Below are 21687 nucleotides of genomic sequence, written 5' to 3'. Positions count from 1 at the left end.
GAAGTGGATTTTGCCGCGGTCAGCCAGGCCATCCGGGAGAACCGGCTGTCGGCGGTGGGGGTGAACGCGTGTGGCTACTCCACCGGTCAGAATGTCTGTTTTTTTGATGGCCGCGAGGGCCTGGCCAGCTGGAACCAGGGCCAGCGGGCCGGCTGCCGGACGTCGCTGGAGCTGTCCCATGTAATGGCGTCTGCCGCCATTCCCACGGTATTTCCGCCGGTGCTGATCCACCGTGAGTATTTTGGCGACGGTGTCACCCGCCAGATGGCCCACGTCAGTCCGGCCCTGCGCCTGGGGGCGGAGCGGGTGCTGGTGATCGGCGTCAGCGCCAACCAGCAACGCCCACCGGAACGCCCCGGCAAACCTATGATGCCCGGCTTCGGCCAGATCTTCGCCCATGTCTTCAACGGCATGTTCCTCGACACCCTGGACTACGATATCGACCGGCTCAGGCTGGTGAACCAGTTGCTGGACCTGGTTCCGCCGGAGCGCCTGCAGGCGGCGAACCTGGAGCTGAAGCCGGTGCGTCTGCTGGAGATCTCCCCCAGTGAGCCCCTGGACGAACTGGCTGCCCGGTACATTGACGGCCTGCCGGCGGTGCTGCGCAAGCTCACCGGTGTCCAGCCCGGCAAGGGTTCACCGGGCGCCAGCCTGGCCAGCTACCTGCTGTTCGACCACCGCTTCTGCCAGGCGCTGATCAAGCTGGGCTACCAGGACGCGCAGCGCCAGAGCCGCCAGATCGACGACTTCTTCAGCGATTCCGCCGCCGGCCCCTGACCGATCGGCGATGGATCCGGGAACAGGGCGTCCCCCTGCCGGTCGCAAACGTATAAAGTCAGAATCGTTTCTTTACCGAGGAGAGCCTTGTTGCCCCGCCTAATTGCCAGTCTGGTGACCCTCAATCTGTTGCTGCTGCTCCTGGTGGCGCCGGCCTTTCCCCAGATGCCCTGGCTGGCCGCCGAGGCCCTGGTGCTGGCCGGAGTCTTCCTGCTGTTGTCGCCCGGTGCTGCGCGGTCGTCGCTGGCATGGCTGCTCGCGGCTGCCTACGGCAGCCTGGTGGTGATCGCCAGCGCCGATGCCCTGATCCGCCAGGCCCTGGGCCGACCGGTGAATGTCTACCTGGATGCGGGCCTGCTGCCGGCGTCGCTGGACCTGGTGCTGAGCAACCAGGCGGGGCTGGCGGTGTTGGCCCTCGCTCTGGCCCTTGTGACCACGCTGGTGGCGCTCGTCTGGGGCAAGGCGCAACTGCTGCGCCGGCTTCACCGCCCGCGCTTTGCCCGGGAAGCCGGAGCGGTCTGTCTGGTGCTGGGGCTGCTGGCGCTGGTGCTGGCGCCCATGGGCCGGGGGCCGGTTGCTGCCACCGGGGTGGCGCTGGTGACCAGCCAGTGGCAACTGGCCCAGGCCACCCGCCAGGCCACCGCCGACTTCCGCCGCCAGACCCGGGCGGACGACCGTGGCCTGCAGCCGGCGCCGCTGCCGGGGCTGGCGGGCCGCCACGTGGTGTTCGGCTTCATCGAATCCTACGGCATATCGGCGCTCACCGACCCGCGCTACCGGGAACTGACCCGGGCCCGGCTGGCGGAGATCGGTCGCGACATGGAACGGGCAGGGCTGCACGTGGTCAGTGGCCGGCTGCGCTCGCCGGTGCAGGGCGGCCAGTCCTGGCTGGCCCACGCCTCGGTGCTGAGCGGTCTCTGGGTGGACTCCCAGCTGGATTACGACATTCTGCTGGCCAGTCGCTACAGCACCCTGATCGATGATTTCCGCCTCACCGGCCACGACACCGTGGCGGTGATGCCGGCCATTACCCGGCCCTGGCCGGAAGGCCGGCGCCTGGGCTACGACCGCATTCACGCCGCCGCCAGCATGGACTACAGCGGGCCGGCACTGAACTGGGTCACCATGCCGGACCAGTACACCTGGTCCTGGTTCGACCGGCATGTGCTGGCGCCGTCAGTGCGACCGGTGTTCGCGGAACTGGCACTGATCAGCAGCCACGCGCCCTGGGTGCCGATCCTGCCGGTGCTGAATGACTGGCAGGGTATTGGCCGCGGCGAGGTCTTCGAGCCCTGGCGCGACAGCGGCGAGGCGCCGGCCGTTCTCTGGCGCGACCCGGAGAGGGTGCGGGAGCATTTCGGCCGCGCCATCGACTATGCCCTGGCGGTGGCAGGGGAATACACCGTCAGGTACCTGCAGCCCGGCACCCTGCTGATCCTGCTGGGGGACCACCAGCCCGCGCCGCTGATCACCGGGGACGCCGCCAGCCGGGATGTACCCGTCCATGTAATCAGCGCCGAGCCTGCCCTGCTGGCGCCGTTTCTGGAAGGCCCGGGCCACCTGCCGGGTTTCCGGCGGGGAATGCTGCCGGACCTGATGCAGGCGGGTGCCACCATGGCCGAGCTGCGGGGTTTTCTGCACCGGCATTTCGGCAAGGGGCCGGCAATTTCACAGCCGGCCTTGTAGCGAGCGGGGTTCGGCTACACATCCTATAGTGGAACTGTCGCCCAACCGTTGCCGGGGAGCACTATGGAAGTTGATGAAAACCGAACCGAATCGAAAGAAGAGGCGGTGATCAGTCGGGGGCCGATTCCGGTGGTCACCGGCCTGCTGGTTGCCAATGTGGTGGTCTTCATTGCCCTGCTGGGGGCGCCCTATGTCGGGCTCCAGTACCTGGCGCTCTGGCCGATGGGGGCGGAAGCCAGCGTCAATCTGCCGCCGGGCATGGCCGCCGGTGAATTCCAGATCTGGCAGCTGGTGACCTACGCCTTCCTGCACGGTGGCCTGCTGCATCTGTTCATCAACATGTTTGTGTTGTGGATGTTCGGCAGCGCCATGGAGCGGGCCTGGGGCTCGGCCACCTTTGCCCTCTATTACGGTGTCTGCATCCTCGGTGCCGGCGTGGTGCAACTGCTGATGACCTCCAGCGGTCTGACGCCGGCAGCGCCGTCGCTGGGTGCCTCCGGCGGGGTGTTCGCGATCCTGCTGGCATTCGGTATGACCTTTCCCAACCAGATCGTGGTGTTGCTGATTCCGCCCATTCCGATGAAGGCCAAGTATTTTGTGGTGCTGATCGGCATCCTCGAACTGGTGATCGGGGTGACCGGCACCCAGCAGGGTGTGGCCAATTTCGCCCACCTGGCCGGCATGGTGTTCGGGCTGCTGTTCATCCTGACCCTGCGGCCAAAAGTGCGCCGCTGAACCGGGCATCGGAGCGCCTCCGGGGCGCCGGTTTCTGATATGATTGAAGGGGTGGCCGCCGGCCTGGTGTCCACCTGCCGTTGCCATCCGTACCGAGTTCCCGCTGATGTCCCAGTCCGTCTCCGCCCGCGCCGACGTCGCGCCGCTGACACCTCCCGTGCCTGATCCGGCCTGGCGGCCCACGGCTGCCTCCCTGGATGACCCGCTCTACTACCTGGCCAATTTTGACACCGTGGTGGCCTGGGTCGCCGGCCACCACAGTGACCTGCTGCTGGCCGAAGAGCGCGCGCGCCTGGCACAGTACCAGCGCCTGCCCATCGCGGCCCGGGCGCTGCTGGTGCGACTGATAATGCGCACCGGCCGACTGTTCCGGGCCGGCAAACTGGCCTACACCGAACTCGGGCAGCCGTTGGCCGAGGCCCTGGCCACCCTGGTGGCGGACCGTTGGCTGGACCCGGCGCCGGAGCTGAGCCTGGCGGACTGCTTCCGGCTGCTCACCCGGGGCGAGTGCCTGGAGGCCTTCGAGCCGGCACTGGCAGCGGCGGGGTTGCCCCGTTCCGCCAGCAAGAAGACCATGCTGGCGGTGCTGGCGGCCAGCGCTCCGGCGCCGGCCACGCTGGCCCACTGGTGGCCGGGAAGCCCGGACCAGGTGGTGGCGCTGATGGACGACGAGCTGTTCGGCCGCCTGCGGCTGATGTTCTTCGGCAACCTTCGCCAGGGCTGGTCGGAATTCGTCATGGCGGAACTGGGCCATCAGGTGTTTGAGCCGGTAACCTTCACCCCGGAGTCAAGGGCGTTCGCCAGCCGCCAGCAGGTGGACACCTATCTGGCCATGCAGGCCTGCCGGGAGGACCTGGAGGCGGGCCAGCCGGTGGCGGAGATCTGGCCGCGGGTGCCGCCGGCCCTGACCAACAGCTGGCTCGAGAGCCGCCGTGGCCGTCTGCTGTTCGAGCTGGCCCGGCTGGCGGAGCGCGGCGGTGACGAGGCGCTGGCGCTCCAGGCCTATGGCGCCAGTGGTCACCGGGAGGCTCGCCTGAAGCAACTGCGCCTGCTTGAACGCCAGGGTGATCTCAGTCGCGCCCATGACCTGGCCTCCCGGGCTCTGGCGGCACCCCGCAGCGAGAGTGAGCGCCGGGGCCTGGTGCGGCTGCTGCGCCGGCTGGCGAAAAAGCTGGGGGTCACGGCGCCGCCCGCCAGCCGGGCCCCGGTCATTCCCAGCCGGACCCTGACGCTGCCCAGGCCGGCATCGGGCTCGGTGGAGTGGGCGGTACTGGCGCATCTGGACCGGCCCGGGGCACCGGTGGTCTATGTGGAGAACACTCTGCTCAACGGCCTGTTTGCGCTGCTGTGCTGGCCGGCGCTCTACGCACCGCTGCCGGGGGCCTTCTTCCATCCCTTCCACACCGCGCCGGCGGATCTTTACCGGGAGGATTTCGTCAGTCGCCGCAGCGACCTGTTCGAGGACTGCCTGGCGGCCCTGGACGATGGCCGTTACCGGCAGCAGATCCTGGACCGGGCCGAGGCCAAGCGGGGCGTCAGTTCGCCCTTCCTGCACTGGCCACTGCTGAGCCCCGAACTGCTGGCACTGGCACTGGACTGCCTGCCGGCGAAGCACCTCAAACTCTGCTTCCGGCGCATGCTGGATGATCTCAAACATCACCGCAGCGGCCTGCCGGACCTGATCCGGCTGCTGCCGGAGCAGGGCGGCTACGAGATGATCGAGGTCAAGGGGCCGGGGGATCGGCTGCAGGAGCACCAGCGCCAGTGGCTGGAATTCGGGCTCGGCCACGGCATGGCCATGTCGGTGTGTCACGTGCGCTGGCAGGAGCCGGGGCAGTGAAAGTCGCAGTCCGCACCCTGTGCGAGTTCGCCGCCCGCGCCGGCGACCTGGATCACCGCTACACCCCTTCGCCCACGGCCGAGCAGGGCCGCCAGGGCCACCGTAAGGTCCAGGCCGGCCGACCGGAGGGTTACCAGCCGGAACTACGGCTGCAGGGGGAATGCCTCGGCCTTTCTCTGAGCGGCCGAGCCGACGGCTATGACCCGGGGCGCGGCCGGCTGGAGGAGATCAAGACCCATCGCGGTGACCTGTCGCGGCTGTCCGACGCCCAGCAGGCCCTGCACTGGGCCCAGCTCCGCTGCTACGGCGCCCTGCTGTGTGCCAGCGAAGGCCTGGCCTCCCTGGAACTGGCACTGGTTTACTACGACCTGGGGCGGGAGCGGGAAACCCTGGTGACCGAGACCGCCAGTGCCGGTGATCTCTGGCAGGGTCTTGAGGCGCTTTGCCGGCGTTATCTGGCCTGGGCCCGGCAGGAGCAGGCGCATCGCCAACGCCGGGACCAGGCCCTGGCCGGGCTTCGGTTTCCCTTTGCCGACTTCCGGGAAGGCCAGCGCCCGCTCGCGGAGGCGGTGTTCCGGGCGGTCAGCCGGGACCGGCCGATGATGCTGCAGGCCGCCACCGGTCTGGGCAAGACCCTGGGCACGCTGTTTCCGGCGCTGATGGCGATGCCGCGCATCGGCCAGGACCGGCTGTTCTTTCTCACCGCCCGCACCACAGGCCGTGGCCTGGCGCTGGCGGGCGTCGAGCGGATCCGCTCGGCCCAGGCCGCCGACGTTCCGTTGCGGGTGCTGGAGCTGAGTTCGAAACAGCATGCCTGCGAACATCCGGACCGGGCCTGTCACGGCGAGTCCTGTCCCCTGGCGAAAGGATTCTTTGACCGCCTGGGAGTCGCCCGCCAGGCCGCGGTGGACAGTGACGGCCCGCTGGATCAGACCCGCGTGCGTGAGATCGCCCTGGCCCATGGCCTCTGTCCCTACTATCTGGCCCAGGAACTGAGCCGCTGGTGCGACCTGGTGATCGGTGACGTCAATCACTACTTTGACCAGAGCGCACTGCTGCACGCCCTGACCCAGCAGAATGACTGGCGGATCACCCTGCTGCTGGACGAGGCCCATAACCTGGTGAACCGGGCCCGCGCCATGTACAGCGTTGAACTCAGCCAGCAGCGTCTGCTGGCGGTGCGTCGGGGCGCGCCGGTAGCGCTGAAACAACCGTTGCAGCGGGTGGCGCGGCAGTGGCAGGCGCTGCTGAAGCATCCCGACCTGCCGGCGCCGACGGCGGACGAGGCGGTCCAGCTTGACCAGCCGCCCCAGGCCCTGGCCGCCGCCCTGGGCGGGCTGGTGACCGCCATCACCGATTACCTGTCCGAACACCCCGCCGATGCCGCCCTGCAGGAGCTGATGTTCGAGGCCCTGGCCTATACCCGGCTGGCGGAGCTGTTCGCTGATCATTCCCTGTGCGAGCTCCGGCGTCCCGGCCGGGGCAGGGCCACACTGGCGCTGATCAACCTGGTCCCGGCGGACTTTCTGGCGCCAAGGTTCCGCGCCGCCCGCAGCAGCGTACTCTTCTCCGCCACCCTGACGCCGCCTGTCTACCATCGTGACCTGCTGGGACTGCCGCCCGAGACCCGTTGGCAGGAGGTGGCCAGTCCGTTCCGGGCCAGCCAGCTGCAGCTGCATCTGGTCCGCGATATCAGCACCCGCTACCTGCACCGGGCGGCGTCGGTGGCGCCCATTGCCGCCCTGCTGGGCCGCCACTACCGGGCCTGTGAGGGCAACTACCTGGCCTATTTCAGCAGCTTTGCCTACCTGGAGGCGGTGTACGAGCATTTCCGGGCGGTGGCGCCGAACATCCCGGTATGGCGTCAGGCGCCGGCCATGGCACCGGCGCAGCGGCAAGAGTTCCTGGACCGCTTCCAGCCCGGAGGCCGCGGTATCGGCTTCGCGGTGCTCGGTGGCGCCTTCGCTGAGGGCATCGACCTGCCCGGTGACCGGCTGCGGGGCGCCTTCGTGGCCACCCTGGGTCTGCCGCCTTTCAACAGCCGCAACGAGATCCTGCGCCAGCGCCTGCAGGCGAGGTTCGGCGCAGGCTACCAATACGCCTACCTCTATCCGGGCCTGGAAAAGGTCATCCAGGCCGCCGGCCGGGTCATCCGCACACCCACCGACGAAGGCGAGATCGTATTGATCGACGACCGTTTCGCGCGTCCGGAGGTGACCGCCCTGCTGCCAAAGTGGTGGTTTGCTGCCGCGGAAAACCCTTGAAAGATGCAAACCCCGGACAGATTTGCTTAAGTGAGGGAAGGCGGTCCGGCCAGGCTGCCATGGCGATCCGTCATCCAACACCAGGGAGCGTTTTCATGAGCTTAATGTCCGCCCGAGTCCTGCCATTGGTTTCGGCGCTGCTGCTGACGGCCTGCGGCGACACCGCCCAGCTGCCGGTGGAGGCCGGCATGGGGCCCGAGCCGGTGCTGCCGCCGCCCAACCCGACACTGTTTCCCACGGTCAACATTGCACCTGCCGAGGGCTGGCCCAACGGCGATACGCCCGACCCTGCAGCGGGTATGCGGGTGGTAGCCTTTGCCGACGACCTGGACCACCCGCGCTGGCTCTATGTGCTGCCCAACGGCGACGTGCTGGTGGCGGAAACCAACCGGCCACCGAAGGAAGATAAGGGGCTGAAGGATTACATCGCCGGCTGGGTCATGGCCCAGGCCGGTGCTGCCGGTCCCAGTGCTGACCGCATATCGCTGCTGCGGGATACCGACAGCGACGGCGTGGCGGATGAGCGGTCGGTGTTTCTCGATAACCTGCACTCGCCCTTTGGTATGGCCCTGGTGGGGGACCAGTTCTACGTGGCCAATACCGACGCGGTGGTGCGTTTTCCCTACCAGACCGGCCAGGTGCGGATCGAGGCCGCCGGCGAAACCGTGGTGCAGCTGCCGGCCGGCCCCATCAATCACCACTGGACCAAGAGCCTGATCGCCAGCCCCGACGGCGAGCACCTGTATGTGGGTGTGGGCTCCAACAGCAACGTGGGAGAGCATGGCCTGGACAAGGAAGAGGGCCGGGCGGCGATCTGGCAGATCGACATCGCCACCGGTGATGCCCGGATCTTCGCCGATGGCCTGCGTAATCCGGTGGGTATGGCCTGGGAGCCGCAGACCGGCGCGCTCTGGACCGCGGTCAACGAGCGTGACGAGATCGGCAGCGACCTGGTGCCGGATTACATGACGGCGGTCGAGGACGGCGACTTCTACGGCTGGCCCTACAGCTACTTTGGCCAGATCCTTGACGCCAGAGTCGAGCCTCAACGGCCTGAGCTGGTCAAGGACGCCCTGGTGCCGGACTATGCCCTCGGTGCCCACACCGCCTCCCTGGGGCTGGCCAGCGCGCGGGGCAACAGCCTGCCGGAACGCTTTGCCAACGGCATGTTCGTGGGCCAGCATGGCTCCCGGAACCGTAATCCCCTCAGCGGCTACAAGGTTATTTTCGTGCCCTTCGAGGACGGTGAGCCGGCAGGCCCGCCCATGGACGTGCTCACCGGCTTTCTGACCCTCGACGGCGAGGCCCTGGGCCGGCCGGTGGGCGTAACGGTGGACAGCCAGGGCGGACTGCTGGTGGCGGACGATGTGGGGGATATCATCTGGCGGGTCAGCGCCGCCGGCGACACTGGTCAGGCCCCAGAGTAATCACCAATCAGGAATAACCGGAAGGAGATTAGCCATGATGGACATCATAATGGACGAGGAGAAGGGTATCGCGGTACTCAGCCCGTCCGATGCCCTGACCCGGGAGGATTTCGAGATGGCGGCCCAGCGGGTGGACGATTATCTCGAAAAGCGGGGCGAGCTCAACGGCATGATCATCAGTACCCGGCGCTTTCCGGGCTGGAAATCCTTCGGCGCCCTGCTGACCCACCTGCGCTTCATCCGCCAGCATCACCGGGAAATGCCAAAAGTGGCCATCGTCACCGATTCAGCACTTGGGGAATTGGGTGAGCATGTGGCCGACCATTTTGTGTCGGCAGAGGTACGGCATTTCGACTTTGACGCCTACAAAGACGCGGAACGCTGGATCCAGGGCGACTGAAGCCTCTGCCGCGCCCTGATCCAGCGCATGCCGGGATCCGCCCTATTGCGGCTCGGAGACTTCCGCCATGGTCTCCTCGGTGGGGACCGCGACGCCACGCTGAACCGCCGGGCGCTGCTCGATACGATTGAGCCAGCTTTTCAGGGGCTCGAGGGCGGCGATGGCGTCCGGATCGTGGCGCTCCATTTCGGTGACCGCAAAGCGCGCCCGCGGATAGTTGGCAATATCGGCGATGCTGTATTCCATGCCCGCCAGGTAAGGGTGGAAGCCCAGGCGGCCGTTGAGCACCTCCAGCAGGCGCAGGACTTCATCCCGGAAGCGGCTCTTGACCGACTCGGGCGCGTCCGACTCCTCGTGGTCGAAATGGTGCATCTGGTCGGTCATCGGGCGCAGATGATTGGCCTCGAAGAACATCCAGGCGAAGGTTTCGGCCCGCGGAATGGGATCCGGAGGCAGCAGTTTGCCGGCTTTCTCTGCCAGGTAGAGAAGAATGGCACCCGGCTCGAACACCCGGTCCACGTCGCTGGTGTTGTCGACGATCACCGGGATCTCGCCATTGGGGCTAAGGGCCCGGAAGTCCGAGATGTTCTGTTCGCCCTGGGTGATGTCCACTGGATTGACGCAGTAGTTCATGTCCAGCTCCTCCAGCATGATGGAGGCCTTGAAGCTTTCCGGTGTTTTCCACGCGTAGAGGTCGATCATGCAGTGTCTCCTTATTTTGCTGGCTTCTCCTTAAAGAACATCGATATGAAATGCGTAAATTCAAGGGTCCGGACCTGTCTCTTGCGGTAACCATTCTGTTAGGGTCAAAGTCAATGCCATTGTCAGGGAGCCCGTTTTTCCAACGGCCCCGGAAAAGGAAGCGACCATGACTGACCGAGATTCCGAACTGGTGGTCTACTACGACGGTTCCTGCCCGGGCTGTGTCCGGGATCGGGAACGTTACCAGCGCCTGGCGGGGCGCCGCGGCGAATCGGTGCGCTGGGTGGATATCACCGGCCGGGACGATGAACTGCGCCGCCAGGGGATCGAGCCGGATCAGGCTCTGCAGGAGCTGCATGTCAAGGACGCCCGCGGCCGTATCCACCGCGAACTGGACGCCTATATCCTGCTCATGTCGCGGGTGCCCGCGTTGCGGCCGCTGGCCTGGCTGATCGGACTGCCGGGGCTGCGGCAGCTGCTGTCCTGGCTCTATCGGGTCTGGGTAACCCGGCGCCTGCGTAAAACCGGACGCATGCCTGACCACTGATACAAGGAGACGGTTTGGACATGATCAGCCCCGACACCTGGTCGCTGGCGGACAGCATCCTGGTGTTCGCCATCTGCGCCCTGGTGATTGCGGTGCTGGGCACCCGGATCACCCGGGTGGTGGACCAGCTGGCCGATCGTACCGGCCTCGGTGAGGCCGTGGCGGGTGCCGTCCTGCTGGGCGCCTCCACGTCACTGGCGGGGTCGGTGCTGTCGGTGACCGCGGCCTGGAAGGGCCACCCCGAATTGGCGGTGAGCAACGCCCTGGGCGGGATCGCGGTCCAGACCCTGTTCCTGGTGGTGGCGGATTTTGCCTATCGCCGGGCCAATCTCGAACATGCCGCGGCGTCGGCGCCCAACATGCTGCAGAATGCTCTGCTGATTGTGCTGCTGGCGCTGATCCTGCTGGCGCCGCAATTGCCTGCCGTGACTATCTGGGGTGTGCATCCCCTGACGCCGGTGCTGATTGCCACCTACGTCTGGGGCATTCGTCTGGTACGGGGGGCCAAACTCTATCCGATGTGGCGGCCGTCCCAGACCCGTGAGACCCGGGAGGATACACCGGACGACACCTCCGCCATGCCCGCCCTGCCGCGACTCTGGGTCGAGTTCCTGCTGCTCATGCTGGGCCTGGGGCTGGCGGGCTGGCTGCTGGAGCCCGCCGCCAGCAACATCGCCATCAAGACCGGTCTCAGCGAGACCGCTGTGGGGGTGCTGCTGACCGCCATCAGTACCTCCATACCGGAACTGGTGACCTCCATTGCCGCGGTGCGCCGCGGCGCCCTGACCCTGGCGGTAGGGGGCATCATCGGCGGCAATGCCTTCGACACCCTTTTCACCGCGGCCTCGGACGTTGCCTACCGACCCGGGTCCATCTACCACGCCATGTCCACCGACTCCCGGTTGTGGGTAGCGCTGACGCTGGTGATGGCCGGCATCCTGATGATGGGGCTGTTGCGCCGGGAGGAGCGCGGTATCGCCCGCATCGGCTCGGAAAGTGCGGCCATCGTGGTGCTCTACGCCACCGGCGTCATACTCCTGCTGGCCAATGGCGACTAATGACCCTGCCGGCCGTTCTGGCAGAGAGCTACCTGATTCAGGTCCAGGTTGCCGCCGGTGATCAGCAATGCGGTTGGCAGTTCCGGATCGAGGGCGACCTGGCCTTCCAATAAAGCCGCCAGTCCCACCGCGGCCCCCGGCTCCACGTAGAGCCGGGCCTCGGTGAGCAGCCGGCGGGTGGCCTCGCGAATGCCGTCCTCACTGACGGTCACCAGCCGGTCCACCACCTGGCGACTGGCGGCGTAGGTCCAGTCTCCCACCACCGCCGGCGCCAGGCTGGAGGCCCAGGTGACAACCTTTTCCAGGCTGGCTGTGTGGTCTTCATGGGCCCAGGCATTGGCCATGGTGGCGGCGCCGGCAGGCTCCACCCCGATCAACTCGATATCGGGCCGGCGGGCCTTGATGGCCAGCCCGACTCCGGAAATCAGGCCACCACCGCCGATAGGGCAGAGGATCCGGCGAATGTCCGGTTGCTGGCGCACCAGTTCCAGCCCCACGGTACCCTGGCCCGCCATGATCCGGGGATCGTTGTAGGGGTGGACCAGGGTAAAGCCGTGGCGCTCCCGCAGGCGATGGCAGTGGGCCACGGCCTCACCGATGGCGCCATGAATCACCACCTCAGCGCCCAGGGCCCGGGTGCGCTCGATCTTCAGGGCGCTTGAGCCCTCCGGCATCACCACCGTCAGCGGCACCGACCGCTGACTGGCGGCCCAGGCCAGGGCAATGGCATGGTTGCCGGCCGACACGGTCACCAGGCCCGGTTCCAGTTCCCGGTCCCGGGCGGTGAGCAGCCAGTTGAGGGCGCCACGGGCCTTGAAACTGCCGGTACGCTGAAGGTTCTCGCATTTCAGCCACAGGGGCTGGCCGAGGCTGGCCTCCAGATCCGGCACCCGCAGCAGAGGTGTTTCCCCGAGCTGGTCCGATATCCGGTCGGCGGCCTGGGTTATGATGGCTTCGTCCGGCAGTGTCTGTTCAGGCATTCTGCTCTCTCCCTGCAGGCTGGCGGTGGTCATCCGGGGCCGAGCGGCGGCCCGGTTTGCCGGTGAAATATCGTGATAAAGACCATGCGGCCAATGGCTTTCTGTATCAAGTTCGGTTAGTTTGCCGCCGGTGCCGGCAGGGTGGCCCGAAACACCCGGTACTGGCACCGGAAACAGGGCCGCTTTGTGCACCATTGTGGTTCGTAAAGGAAAAATTATTTAGAATACGAACACAAACGAAACTTGAAGGCTGCCGCAAGTCACGGCAAAGTATGCAGCCTGTTATTTACTGCACAGGCAAAGATTGCAGTCATTCACGACCCCATGAGACCAATTCGAGTCCGTTCTGGTCTTGTAGATATGTGTGACCGGTTCATCAGGAGCCGGCCAGTTGGAGGGCATATTGACCATGAAACTAGGAATTCCAAAGGAGATCTTCGAGGACGAGCGCAGGGTCGCCGCGACCCCGGCCTCGGTCCAGAAGCTCATAAAACTGGGGTATGAGGTTTGTGTCGAGAGCGGTGCCGGCGATGCCGCCCACTACAGTGACGAAGCCTACCGCGACGCCGGTGCCACCATTGCCAAGGATGCCAAGGCACTCTGGGGCGAGGCGGACTTCATCCTCAAGGTCCGCGAACCGATGGAACACCCGGAGCTTGGCAAGCATGAAATCGAGCTGATGAAAGAGGGCGCCTTCCTGGCCGGTTACCTGTGGCCGGCCCAGAATGGCGAACTGCTGGAAAAACTGGCCGCCAAAAAGGCCACCGCGTTTGCGATCGACAGCCTGCCGCGGATCAGCCGGGCGCAGAAGATGGATGCCCTCAGCGCCATGGCCAACATTGCCGGTTACCGGGCGGTGGTGGAGGCGGCCAACCATTTCGGCCGCTTCTTCACCGGTCAGGTCACCGCCGCCGGTAAGGTTCCGCCCGCCAAGGTCCTGGTGATCGGTGCCGGCGTCGCCGGTCTGGCCGCTATTGGTGCCGCCAACAGCATGGGCGCCATCGTGCGGGCCTTCGATACCCGCCTGGAGGTCAAGGAACAGGTGGAGAGTATGGGCGCCGAGTTCCTGGAGCTGGACTTCGGTGACGAGGACGGCAGCGGCTCCGGCGGCTACGCCAAGCAAATGAGCGACGAGTTCATCAAGAAGGAGATGGAGCTGTTCGCCGAGCAGGCCAAGGACGTGGACATCATCATCACCACCGCCCTGATCCCCGGCAAGCCCGCTCCCAAGCTGATTACCGCGGACATGGTGAAGTCCATGAAGCCCGGCAGTGTCGTGGTGGACCTGGCCTCCGAGCGCGGCGGAAACTGCGAGCTCACCGAGCCCGGCAAGGTGGCGGAGAAGCACGGCGTCAAGCTGATCGGCTATACCGACCTGCCCAGCCGCATGGCCAAGGTGGCCAGCGACCTCTACGCCACCAACCTGGTGCACATGCTCTCCGAGCTGACTCCGGAAAAAGACGGCAAGCCCCAGGTGGATATGGAAGACACCGTCATCCGTGGCCTGACCGTGGTCAAGGGTGAGGACATCACCTGGCCACCGCCCAAGCAGGAGGCACCCGCCAAACCCAAGCCGGCGCCGGCAGCCAAGGAACCCTCGCCCGAGGAGACCCGGGCGGCCCAGAAGAAGGCGGCCACCCGCAAGAAGATCGGTCAGGTGGCGCTGCTGCTGGTCACCGTACTGGCGCTCTATGGTATCGGCGCCCATGCGCCGGACAGCTTCCTGAAGCACTTCACGGTGTTCGTGCTGGCCTGCTTCATTGGCTGGCAGGTGATCTGGAACGTGACACCGTCGCTGCACACGCCCCTGATGAGTGTGACCAACGCCATCAGCGGCATCATTGTGATCGGCGCACTCCTGCACCTGGCCCAGGCTGAGAACATCGCGGTCGGCATCATGGCGTTCATCGCCGTGTTTATCGCCACGATCAACATCGCCGGGGGGTTCCGGGTGACCCATCGCATGCTCAAAATGTTTCGCAAGTAGGAGACGCCAATCATGACTTCAGGACTAGTGAGCGTGGCCTACGTTGTGGCCAGTGTACTGTTCATCCTCAGCCTGGGTGGCCTGAGCCACCAGGAATCCGCCCGACGCGGTAACATCTATGGCGTTGCCGGCATCCTGATTGCCATCACCGCCACCATTTTCAGTGTCGGTTTCAACGACATTGTGGCCATCATCATTGCCGTGGTGCTGGGCGCTGCCGTTGGTATTCCGCTGGCGAACAAGGTGGAAATGACCCAGATGCCGCAATTGGTGGCGCTGCTGCACAGCTTTGTGGGTCTGGCCGCGGTGCTGGTGGGCTTCTCCGGTTACATCGAGCCTTTGAAGGCAAGCACCGGGGCTGAGCACACCATCCACCTGGTGGAGGTCTTCCTGGGTATCTTCATCGGTGCGGTGACCTTCACCGGCTCCCTGGTGGCCTGCGGCAAGCTGGATGGCCGCATCGACAGCAAGGCGCTGACCCTGCCCGGCCGGCACCTGATAAACCTGGTGGCCATCATCGTCTGTGTCGTCCTGGGCGGCTGGTTCCTGGGCACCGAAAGCACGGCCCTGGGCCTTATCGCCCTGGTGGTGATGACTGTCATCGCCGCAGTGCTGGGTATTCACCTGATCATGGCCATCGGCGGTGCCGACATGCCGGTGGTGGTGTCCATGCTCAACAGCTATTCCGGCTGGGCGGCGGCTGCCATCGGTTTCATGCTGGGCAATGACCTGCTCATCGTTACCGGTGCCCTGGTGGGCAGTAGCGGTGCCATCCTCAGCTACATCATGTGCAAGGCCATGAACCGGTCCTTCATCAGCGTCATCCTGGGTGGCTTTGGCCAGACCTCCAGCAGCTCCGCCGCCGGCGACGAGGACCAGACGGTCTACGAGACCAGTGTCGACGAGCTGGCCGAGGAACTGCACAACGCCAACTCGGTGATCATTGTGCCGGGCTACGGCATGGCGGTGGCCCAGGCCCAGAACGGCGTCAGTGACATCACCAAGCTGTTGCGGGACAAGGGTGTCAACGTGCGTTTCGGCATCCATCCGGTGGCCGGCCGTCTGCCCGGCCACATGAACGTGCTGCTGGCGGAGGCCCACGTGCCCTATGACGTGGTGCTGGAGATGGACGAGATCAACGAGGACTTCCCGGAAACCGACGTGGTGCTGGTGATTGGTGCCAACGACACCGTCAACCCGGCTGCCGCCGAGGATCCTGCCAGCCCCATTGCCGGCATGCCGGTGCTGGAGGTCTGGAAGGCGCGCCAGGTGGTGGTCCTCAAGCGCGGCATGGCCACTGGCTACGCCGGCGTGGAGAACCCGCTGTTCTTCAAGGACAACACCCGGATGCTCTTTGGCGACGCGCGTCAGAGTGTGGAAAAACTGTTGGGGGCCCTGCGCGGCTGACCCTGCAGCTGAGAAGTCTGAAAGCCCCGGCCCTGTGCCGGGGCTTTTTTGTTTGTGCCGGGCGAAGGAAAGGCTGGTCCGCGGGTAACGGGAGTTGGGAACGGGTCGAGGGACAGGCTGAGGCCCACGCGGTTAATTTACCGGCAGCGACCGAAAACTGACCCGATTTGCCGGCTCCACTGCCTGTTCCTTTTGCCATACCGGGGTTAGAGTTCTGGCCAGTAATCAAGACGCAACAAAAACAAAGCGAAGACCCATGACCCAAGAAACCGACTTTATCGTGATTGGCGGCGGCTCCGCCGGCTGTGTCCTGGCCGGCCGCCTGAGTGAAGACCCACTGACCTCCGTGACCCTGCTTGAAGCGGGTTCGGGCAACGGAGGCCACTGGCTGGTTACGGCGCCGGCAGCGGTGGTGCTGAGTGTACCCAAGAAGATCAACAACTGGGCCTTCGAAACGGTGCCCCAGCCCGGTCTTGGCGGCCGTCGCGGCTACCAGCCACGGGGCAAGGTACTGGGCGGCTCTTCCGCCATCAACGCCATGGCCTATATCCGCGGGCATCGCAAGGACTACGATCACTGGGCCGAATTGGGCAACAGCGGCTGGTCATTCGACGAGGTACTGCCCTATTTCAAACGTTCGGAATGCAACCGGGATATTGACGATGAGTGGCACGGCCGGGAGGGCCCGCTGCGGGTCAGCCGCCTGCGCAGTGACAACCCTTTCCAGCAGCATTACCTGAACGCGGCCCAGGAGGTGGGTTACCCACTGAACGACGATTTCAACGGTGCCAGCCAGGAGGGCGTAGGTCTTTACCAGGTCACCCAGGACAACGGCGAGCGCTGGAGCAGCTACCGGGCCTATCTGGAGCCTCACCTGGGTAGCCGGGACAACCTGCGGGTGGAAACCGGCGCCCAGACCCTACGAATCCTGTTCGAAGGTCGTCGCGCGATTGGGGTGGAGTACCTTCAGAACGGCCAGAAAAAGACGCTCAGGGCGCGTCGGGAGGTACTGCTGAGTGCCGGTGCCCTGCAGTCGCCCCAGATCCTCATGCTGTCCGGCGTGGGCGACGCCGAGGAACTGACCGGCCACGGCATCCACCCGGTCCATCACCTGCCGGCCGTGGGCCGCAACCTTCAGGACCACCCGGACTTCATCTTTGCCTACAAGGCCAAGGACGACAACCTGCTGGGCCTGTCGCTGCGTGGCGGCCTGCACCTGGTCAGGCAGATTGCCCGCTACCGCCGGGAAAGACGGGGCCTGGTGACCTCCAATTTCGCCGAGGGCGGAGCCTTCCTGAAGACCCGGCCGGAGCTGGATGCGCCCAATATCCAGCTCCACTTCGTCATTGCGCTGGTTGACGACCACGCCCGCACCCTGCACGCCGGTCATGGTTTCTCCTGCCATGTCTGCCTGTTGCGGCCCCGCAGTGCCGGCCGGGTATGGCTGAAAGACGCCGACCCCCTGTCAGCGCCCATGATTGACCCCGCTTTCTTCAGCGATCCGGCGGACATGGAGGAGATGGTGGAAGGTTACAAGATGACCGAGAAGCTGATGAAAGCGCCGTCCCTGTCCCGTTTCATCGAGCGGGATATCTTTACCGCCGATGTGCGTACCGATGACGATATCCGCGAGATCCTCAGAAAGCGGGTGGATACGGTCTATCATCCGGTGGGGACCTGCCGCATGGGTACCGGTACCGACGCCGTGGTGGACCCTTCGCTACGGGTGCACGGCATAGAGGGTTTGCGGGTGGTGGATGCCTCCATCATGCCTAGCCTCATCGGTGGCAACACCAATGCCCCTACCATCATGATTGCGGAAAAGGCGGCGGACATGATCCGCCAGGCAGGCTGAGGGGGCCCTTGCCGGGGCCCCCTCCCGTCATCAGGCTTGGGCGTTGTGGTAAACGTTCTGGACGTCGTCCAGATCGTTCAGCATGTCTAGGAATTTCTCGAACATGGGCAGGTCGTCGCCGGTGACCTCGGTGGTGGTCTGGGGCAGGAACTGGATCTCGTCGACTTCGAACTCCAGCTCGCCGAAGGCGTCAACCAGCGCCTGCTTGGCCTTGGCGTACTCGGTGTTGGGGGTGAATACGGTGATCCGGCCATCTTCGTTCTCGATGTCGGTCACGTCCACGTCCGCTTCCATCAATGTTTCCAGCACCGTGTCTTCGTCCTGGCCCCGGAAGGCCAGGATGGCGCAGTGGTCGAACATATGGCTGACGCTGCCCGGCGTTCCGATCTTGCACTTGGTCTTGGTGAAGCACAGGCGGACGTCGCCGAAGGTGCGGTTGGGGTTATCGGTGAGACAGTCCACGATCACCATGCAGTTGCCCGGGCCGAAGCCCTCATAACGGGCCGGCGAGAAGTCCTCGCCGCCAACGCCGCTGGCCTTCTCGAGGGCTTTCTCGATGACGTGGGTTGGCACCTGGTCTTTCTTGGCGCGATCAATCAGGCCCCGCAGTGCCAGATTGCCGAGGGGGTCGGTACCGCCGGACTTGGCACAGACGTAAATCTCGCGACCGTATTTGCTGTACACCTTGGTCTTGGCGTTTGCCGTCTTGGCCATGGAGTCTTTGCGGTTCTGGTAGGCTCTGCCCATTACTCTGTCTCACTGGAATTCGGGAGGGGCCAAATTTTACACATAAAAACCTGGCCAGATCTATTTCTGTTCGCGAACAAGTGCAGGGATGTGTAACCGGTCCCGGAGGGCGCGCTCAGCCACCACAAGAAGGCCGGACACCCGGCCTTCGGTCGATCCCGGGAGGGTGGAATCGCCGTGGCGGAGGGTGCCCCACCTGAAACGTCTGTTCCTGGTTGTGATGCTGTGACGCCTGCTAGGGGCGACCGGCCGGTTTGCCGTGGCCCTCGGCTTCCCGCAGGCCATGGGCGGTGGCTTCTTTGAGCGCCGCCCCGAGGGCGCGTCGCGCCTCCGGGTTGACCCCCAGATAGAAGCCCACCGCAAAACTGCCCGCGGTGAACAGGGGCTTGTGTTCTCTCACTGTACTCTCCAGCTGCCGGGTCATGCGCTGCATGCTGGCAGCGTTCTGCAGCAGACCGGAGAGTTCATCCTGTGGTTGCTCCTGCCGGGGTTTGCGGCCGGGGCTCACAATGACCTTGCAGAGCAACAGCAGCAACAGCGTCACCAGCAGGATAAGGCCCCCCGTGGCCGCTGCCGCTCCGGCGGGCTGCAGCCAGTGGGTCAGGCCCAGATACAGACCGGCGATCAGGAAGCCGATCCCCACCATTCCCACCAGGACGGAGAAACACAGCAGCATCAGCGCGGACAGCGCCTGGATCACTGACTCCTTCATGGTGAGCCGCCGGCCTAGCGCCGGGACTGGACCAGCAGGCCGGTGATCAGGCCAACGACGAAAGTCAGCAGTACGCTGCTGAACGGCTTGTCCTCGATCTGGGATTCCACTGCCTGGCTCGCCCGACGGGCGCCGTCACGGGCCTGGTCAACACTGGCCCTGACCTGCTCATAGCCGCGCTCGCCGCGGTCGACAGCCATGGTCTTGAGGGTCTCGGTGATGGTGCGCATGTCGTTGCGCAGCTGGTCCATTTCCTTTCGCAGCTTGTCTACATCTTGATCTGCCATGAGGCGTCTCCTTTTGTTCAAGCTCATTCGAACGCTCGGATTGTGACCGCCGCTGAGCGTTCACGCGACGGGTATAAGGTAGTTGGTGGCTCTTTACAGTTTTTCAATGGATTAGCCGGGAGTTTCGCTGTTAATTGCGGCAGAAGGGCCGGGCACACGACCTATACCGGGGCCGGATGCGCGGCTATAGTCAAAGGCACAGCAGCTAGAGGAGAACAGCCCTGATGAGACATCCCACCGGCCCTGCCATCCCGGCCGCCATCCTGATCGGCCCCCGGGCGCTGTGATACCGGGCCCGCTCCAGCGCTCCAATCTGGTCCTGGTGGGTATGCCCGGGTCCGGCAAGAGCACCGTGGGCGTGTTGCTGGCCAAGCGGGCGGCGATGGACTTTGTCGACACCGACCTTCTGATCCAGTCCGCCGAGGGCCGCAGTCTGCAGGCCATTGTCGATAACGATGGTTATGCCGCCCTACGGCGGGTGGAGGAGCGGGTGCTGCTGGCGACCGATTTTCATCACCACGTCATCGCCACTGGCGGCAGCGCCGTCTACAGCGATGCCGCCATGAATCACCTGCGGGTCCATGGCCTGGTGGTTTTCCTGGATGTATCCCTGGCCACGGTGGAGGAGCGCATCGGCAATTTCAGCCTGCGGGGGATTTCCAAACGAAACGACCAGTCCCTGGCGGAGCTTTTCCAGGAGCGCTACCGCCTTTATCGGAGCTACGCCGACCTCATCATTGATGCCGACGGAATGAACCAGGATCAGGTCTGTGACCGGATCCTGGCTACGACCGGCCTAGGCTGAGGCTTTGCCGGGGCTGTCCATCTTCGCCAGCAGATCGTTGATGGCCCGGGCGAACTGTACCGGTGAGTCCTCCTGCAGGAAGTGACCACCGGTGAGGGTGACATGGTTCTGTCCCTTGGCGCCGGGAATCCGCTGCTGCATGTACTTGTCGCCCCCACGCATGATGGGATCACCGTTGCTGAACGTGGTCAGGAACGGCTTGTGCCACTGCTCCAGCGACTGCCAGGCACGCCGGTTGGCCTTCGAGGCCGGATTGTCCGGGCTGATGGGCACCAGGCGGGGGAAGGCCCGGGCGCCGGCCTTGTACTTGCTGTTCGGAAAGGGTGCGTCGTAGGCCCGGCGTTCTTCCGGCCCCAAAGTACGGAAACTGCCGGCGTTGATGATCCGCGAGATCGGAAACCAGGGGCTGTAGATGGCGAAATTGCGCCACAGGTGGAACACCTTGGGGACCTTCTGGTCCCCGGTGGGCAGCATGCCGTTGCCCACCACGATGGCGCGGAAACGCTCCGGGTTTTCCGCCGCCAGCCGCAGCCCCAGCAGTGAGCCCCAGTCCTGGCACACCAGGGTGATGTCGGTCAGCTCCAGTTGCTCAAGCATGGATTTCAACCAGTCCATGTGGGCCTGGTAGCTGTAGTCCTCCAGTTTGACCGGCTTGTCGGATTTGCCGAAGCCGATCAGGTCCGGCGCAATGACCCGGTGACCGGCGGCGGCACAGATCGGAATCATATGTCGGTAGAGGTAGGACCAGGAGGGCTCGCCGTGCAGCATTAGCACCGGCTTGGCCTCCGCCGGGCCCTCGTCCACATAGTGCATGCGCAGGCCGTCCACCTCGAGGTAATGGGGCTCGAACGGGTAATCCAGCATGCGCTTGAAACGGGCGTCGGGGGTGCGTACCGATTCCATTGACAATCTCCTTGTGGTTCAGCCCTGTTCTGTCCCCGGCGTACCCGGGGCTGTGAAAGCGTCGGTGAGTAACCCCATGTGGGCCTTCAGGGTCGCTGCGAAATCCACTTCAAACACGTCCAGCGGCGGTGACGCCATGGCCCTGCGGGCCGGTTCCGGCGGGTGGCTGGTGTGCCAGCAACCGATCAGTGCCTGGTGACACTGCATGAGGTAGTTGCGGCAATCCTCCTCACTGCGGCCGGTGCGTTGCTGCAGCAGGCCCACCAGGCGCTGGCTCTGGGCCAGCAGGAAGAGCTTGAAGTCCCGCGCCTCCTGTTCGCTGAGGCCGGTCTCCAGAGCCACGTGCAGCACCGCGGTCAGGCTGCATACCAGGGGGTGCGCCAGCAGGACATCCGCAAAGCCATGGGGGAACCGCGCCGGCGGCTGCCGGCACAGGGTATCCACCAGGGCCGCAAAGTGCTCCCGGTAGACCGCTATGTAGAGCAGCTCCCTGCTGCGGAAATAACGGTAGAGCGCGGCCTTGGTGAGCCCGCTGGCAGCGGCGACTTCCGCCAGTGTGACCTGCTCG

20 protein-coding genes are annotated in these 21687 nt (G+C 65.2%); 13 read left to right on the top strand and 7 right to left on the bottom strand.

All coding sequences use genetic code 11. From position 1 onward, the window contains the following. The 7 genes from R3280_RS10395 to R3280_RS10365 form a co-directional block, all read left to right on the top strand. Positions 1 to 777: patatin-like phospholipase family protein (locus R3280_RS10395; protein ID WP_318998538.1), on the top strand; the 777-nt coding region annotated here is incomplete at its 5' end. Positions 778 to 867: 90 nt separating this feature from the next. Beyond that, complete coding sequence (locus R3280_RS10390; protein WP_318998537.1) at positions 868 to 2463, top strand: hypothetical protein; 1596 nt, start codon at positions 868 to 870, stop codon at positions 2461 to 2463. Positions 2464 to 2526: 63 nt separating this feature from the next. Then, a complete protein-coding gene (locus tag R3280_RS10385) occupies positions 2527 to 3198 on the top strand; it encodes a rhomboid family intramembrane serine protease (protein WP_318998536.1) in 672 nt (223 codons plus the stop codon). Positions 3199 to 3304: 106 nt separating this feature from the next. Continuing rightward, on the top strand, positions 3305 to 5038 hold the full coding sequence (locus R3280_RS10380; protein WP_318998535.1) for a VRR-NUC domain-containing protein: 1734 nt from the start codon (positions 3305 to 3307) through the stop codon (positions 5036 to 5038). After that, positions 5035 to 7302, top strand: a complete 2268-nt coding sequence (locus tag R3280_RS10375; protein WP_318998534.1) for an ATP-dependent DNA helicase — start codon at positions 5035 to 5037, stop codon at positions 7300 to 7302. Before R3280_RS10380 ends, R3280_RS10375 begins: the two co-directional genes overlap by 4 nt. 104 nt (positions 7303 to 7406) lie before the next feature. Beyond that, the gene (locus R3280_RS10370) at positions 7407 to 8729 is read left to right on the top strand and encodes a PQQ-dependent sugar dehydrogenase (RefSeq protein WP_413468764.1); all 1323 of its coding nucleotides are present in this window, start codon (positions 7407 to 7409) and stop codon (positions 8727 to 8729) included. Positions 8730 to 8763: 34 nt separating this feature from the next. After that, positions 8764 to 9129: an STAS/SEC14 domain-containing protein gene (locus R3280_RS10365; RefSeq protein WP_318998532.1), complete on the top strand. Its 366-nt coding sequence runs from the start codon at positions 8764 to 8766 to the stop codon at positions 9127 to 9129. Positions 9130 to 9171: 42 nt separating this feature from the next. Here R3280_RS10365 and R3280_RS10360 read toward each other — a convergent pair whose 3' ends face one another. Next, positions 9172 to 9831 (bottom strand): glutathione S-transferase family protein, encoded by a 660-nt coding sequence (locus tag R3280_RS10360; RefSeq protein WP_318998531.1) that lies wholly within the window; start codon positions 9829 to 9831, stop codon positions 9172 to 9174. A 166-nt stretch (positions 9832 to 9997) separates the two neighbouring features. Between R3280_RS10360 and R3280_RS10355 the strand changes: the two genes are divergently transcribed. Together R3280_RS10355 and R3280_RS10350 are read left to right on the top strand one after the other, a co-directional pair. After that, on the top strand, positions 9998 to 10378 hold the full coding sequence (locus R3280_RS10355; RefSeq protein ID WP_318998530.1) for a DUF393 domain-containing protein: 381 nt from the start codon (positions 9998 to 10000) through the stop codon (positions 10376 to 10378). A 20-nt stretch (positions 10379 to 10398) separates the two neighbouring features. Next, a complete protein-coding gene (locus R3280_RS10350; protein ID WP_318998529.1) occupies positions 10399 to 11436 on the top strand; it encodes a sodium:calcium antiporter in 1038 nt (345 codons plus the stop codon). Here R3280_RS10350 and R3280_RS10345 read toward each other — a convergent pair. Next, positions 11433 to 12416, bottom strand: a complete 984-nt coding sequence (locus tag R3280_RS10345) for a threonine/serine dehydratase (RefSeq protein WP_318998528.1) — start codon at positions 12414 to 12416, stop codon at positions 11433 to 11435. The genes R3280_RS10350 and R3280_RS10345 overlap by 4 nt on opposite strands. Before the next feature lie 409 nt (positions 12417 to 12825). Between R3280_RS10345 and R3280_RS10340 the strand changes: the two genes are divergently transcribed. From R3280_RS10340 to R3280_RS10330, 3 genes are all read left to right on the top strand, one after another. After that, positions 12826 to 14403, top strand: coding sequence for a Re/Si-specific NAD(P)(+) transhydrogenase subunit alpha (locus R3280_RS10340; RefSeq protein ID WP_318998527.1), 1578 nt, complete (start codon positions 12826 to 12828; stop codon positions 14401 to 14403). A gap of 12 nt (positions 14404 to 14415) precedes the next feature. Then, positions 14416 to 15810: a Re/Si-specific NAD(P)(+) transhydrogenase subunit beta gene (gene pntB / locus R3280_RS10335; RefSeq protein WP_318998526.1), complete on the top strand. Its 1395-nt coding sequence runs from the start codon at positions 14416 to 14418 to the stop codon at positions 15808 to 15810. Between the two features lie 256 nt (positions 15811 to 16066). Continuing rightward, positions 16067 to 17665 (top strand): choline dehydrogenase, encoded by a 1599-nt coding sequence (locus tag R3280_RS10330; protein WP_318998525.1) that lies wholly within the window; start codon positions 16067 to 16069, stop codon positions 17663 to 17665. 30 nt (positions 17666 to 17695) lie between these two features. Here the strand turns inward: R3280_RS10330 and R3280_RS10325 are convergent, their stop codons facing one another. The 3 genes from R3280_RS10325 to R3280_RS10315 form a co-directional block, all read right to left on the bottom strand. Further along, entirely contained in the window at positions 17696 to 18412 is a 717-nt protein-coding gene (locus R3280_RS10325) for a YebC/PmpR family DNA-binding transcriptional regulator (RefSeq protein WP_318998524.1), read from the bottom strand. 235 nt (positions 18413 to 18647) lie between these two features. After that, on the bottom strand, positions 18648 to 19124 hold the full coding sequence (locus tag R3280_RS10320) for a hypothetical protein (protein ID WP_318998523.1): 477 nt from the start codon (positions 19122 to 19124) through the stop codon (positions 18648 to 18650). Positions 19125 to 19138: 14 nt separating this feature from the next. Further along, positions 19139 to 19411 carry a hypothetical protein gene (locus R3280_RS10315; RefSeq protein ID WP_318998522.1) on the bottom strand — a complete coding sequence of 91 codons (273 nt, stop codon included), beginning with the start codon at positions 19409 to 19411 and terminating at the stop codon, positions 19139 to 19141. Positions 19412 to 19739: 328 nt separating this feature from the next. On the opposite strand from R3280_RS10315, the gene R3280_RS10310 reads away from it, so the two are divergent. Further along, entirely contained in the window at positions 19740 to 20216 is a 477-nt protein-coding gene (locus R3280_RS10310) for a shikimate kinase (RefSeq protein ID WP_318998539.1), read from the top strand. Here R3280_RS10310 and R3280_RS10305 read toward each other — a convergent pair. After that, positions 20208 to 21119: a haloalkane dehalogenase gene (locus R3280_RS10305; RefSeq protein ID WP_318998521.1), complete on the bottom strand. Its 912-nt coding sequence runs from the start codon at positions 21117 to 21119 to the stop codon at positions 20208 to 20210. The genes R3280_RS10310 and R3280_RS10305 overlap by 9 nt on opposite strands. An 18-nt stretch (positions 21120 to 21137) precedes the next feature. Then, positions 21138 to 21687 (bottom strand): TetR family transcriptional regulator (locus R3280_RS10300; RefSeq protein ID WP_318998520.1); only part of this gene is annotated, 550 nt, incomplete at its 5' end.

The organism is Marinobacter sp., assembly GCF_033722195.1.
Classification (GTDB): domain Bacteria; phylum Pseudomonadota; class Gammaproteobacteria; order Pseudomonadales; family Oleiphilaceae; genus Marinobacter.
This window is presented reverse-complemented; position numbering and strand designations above follow the sequence as displayed.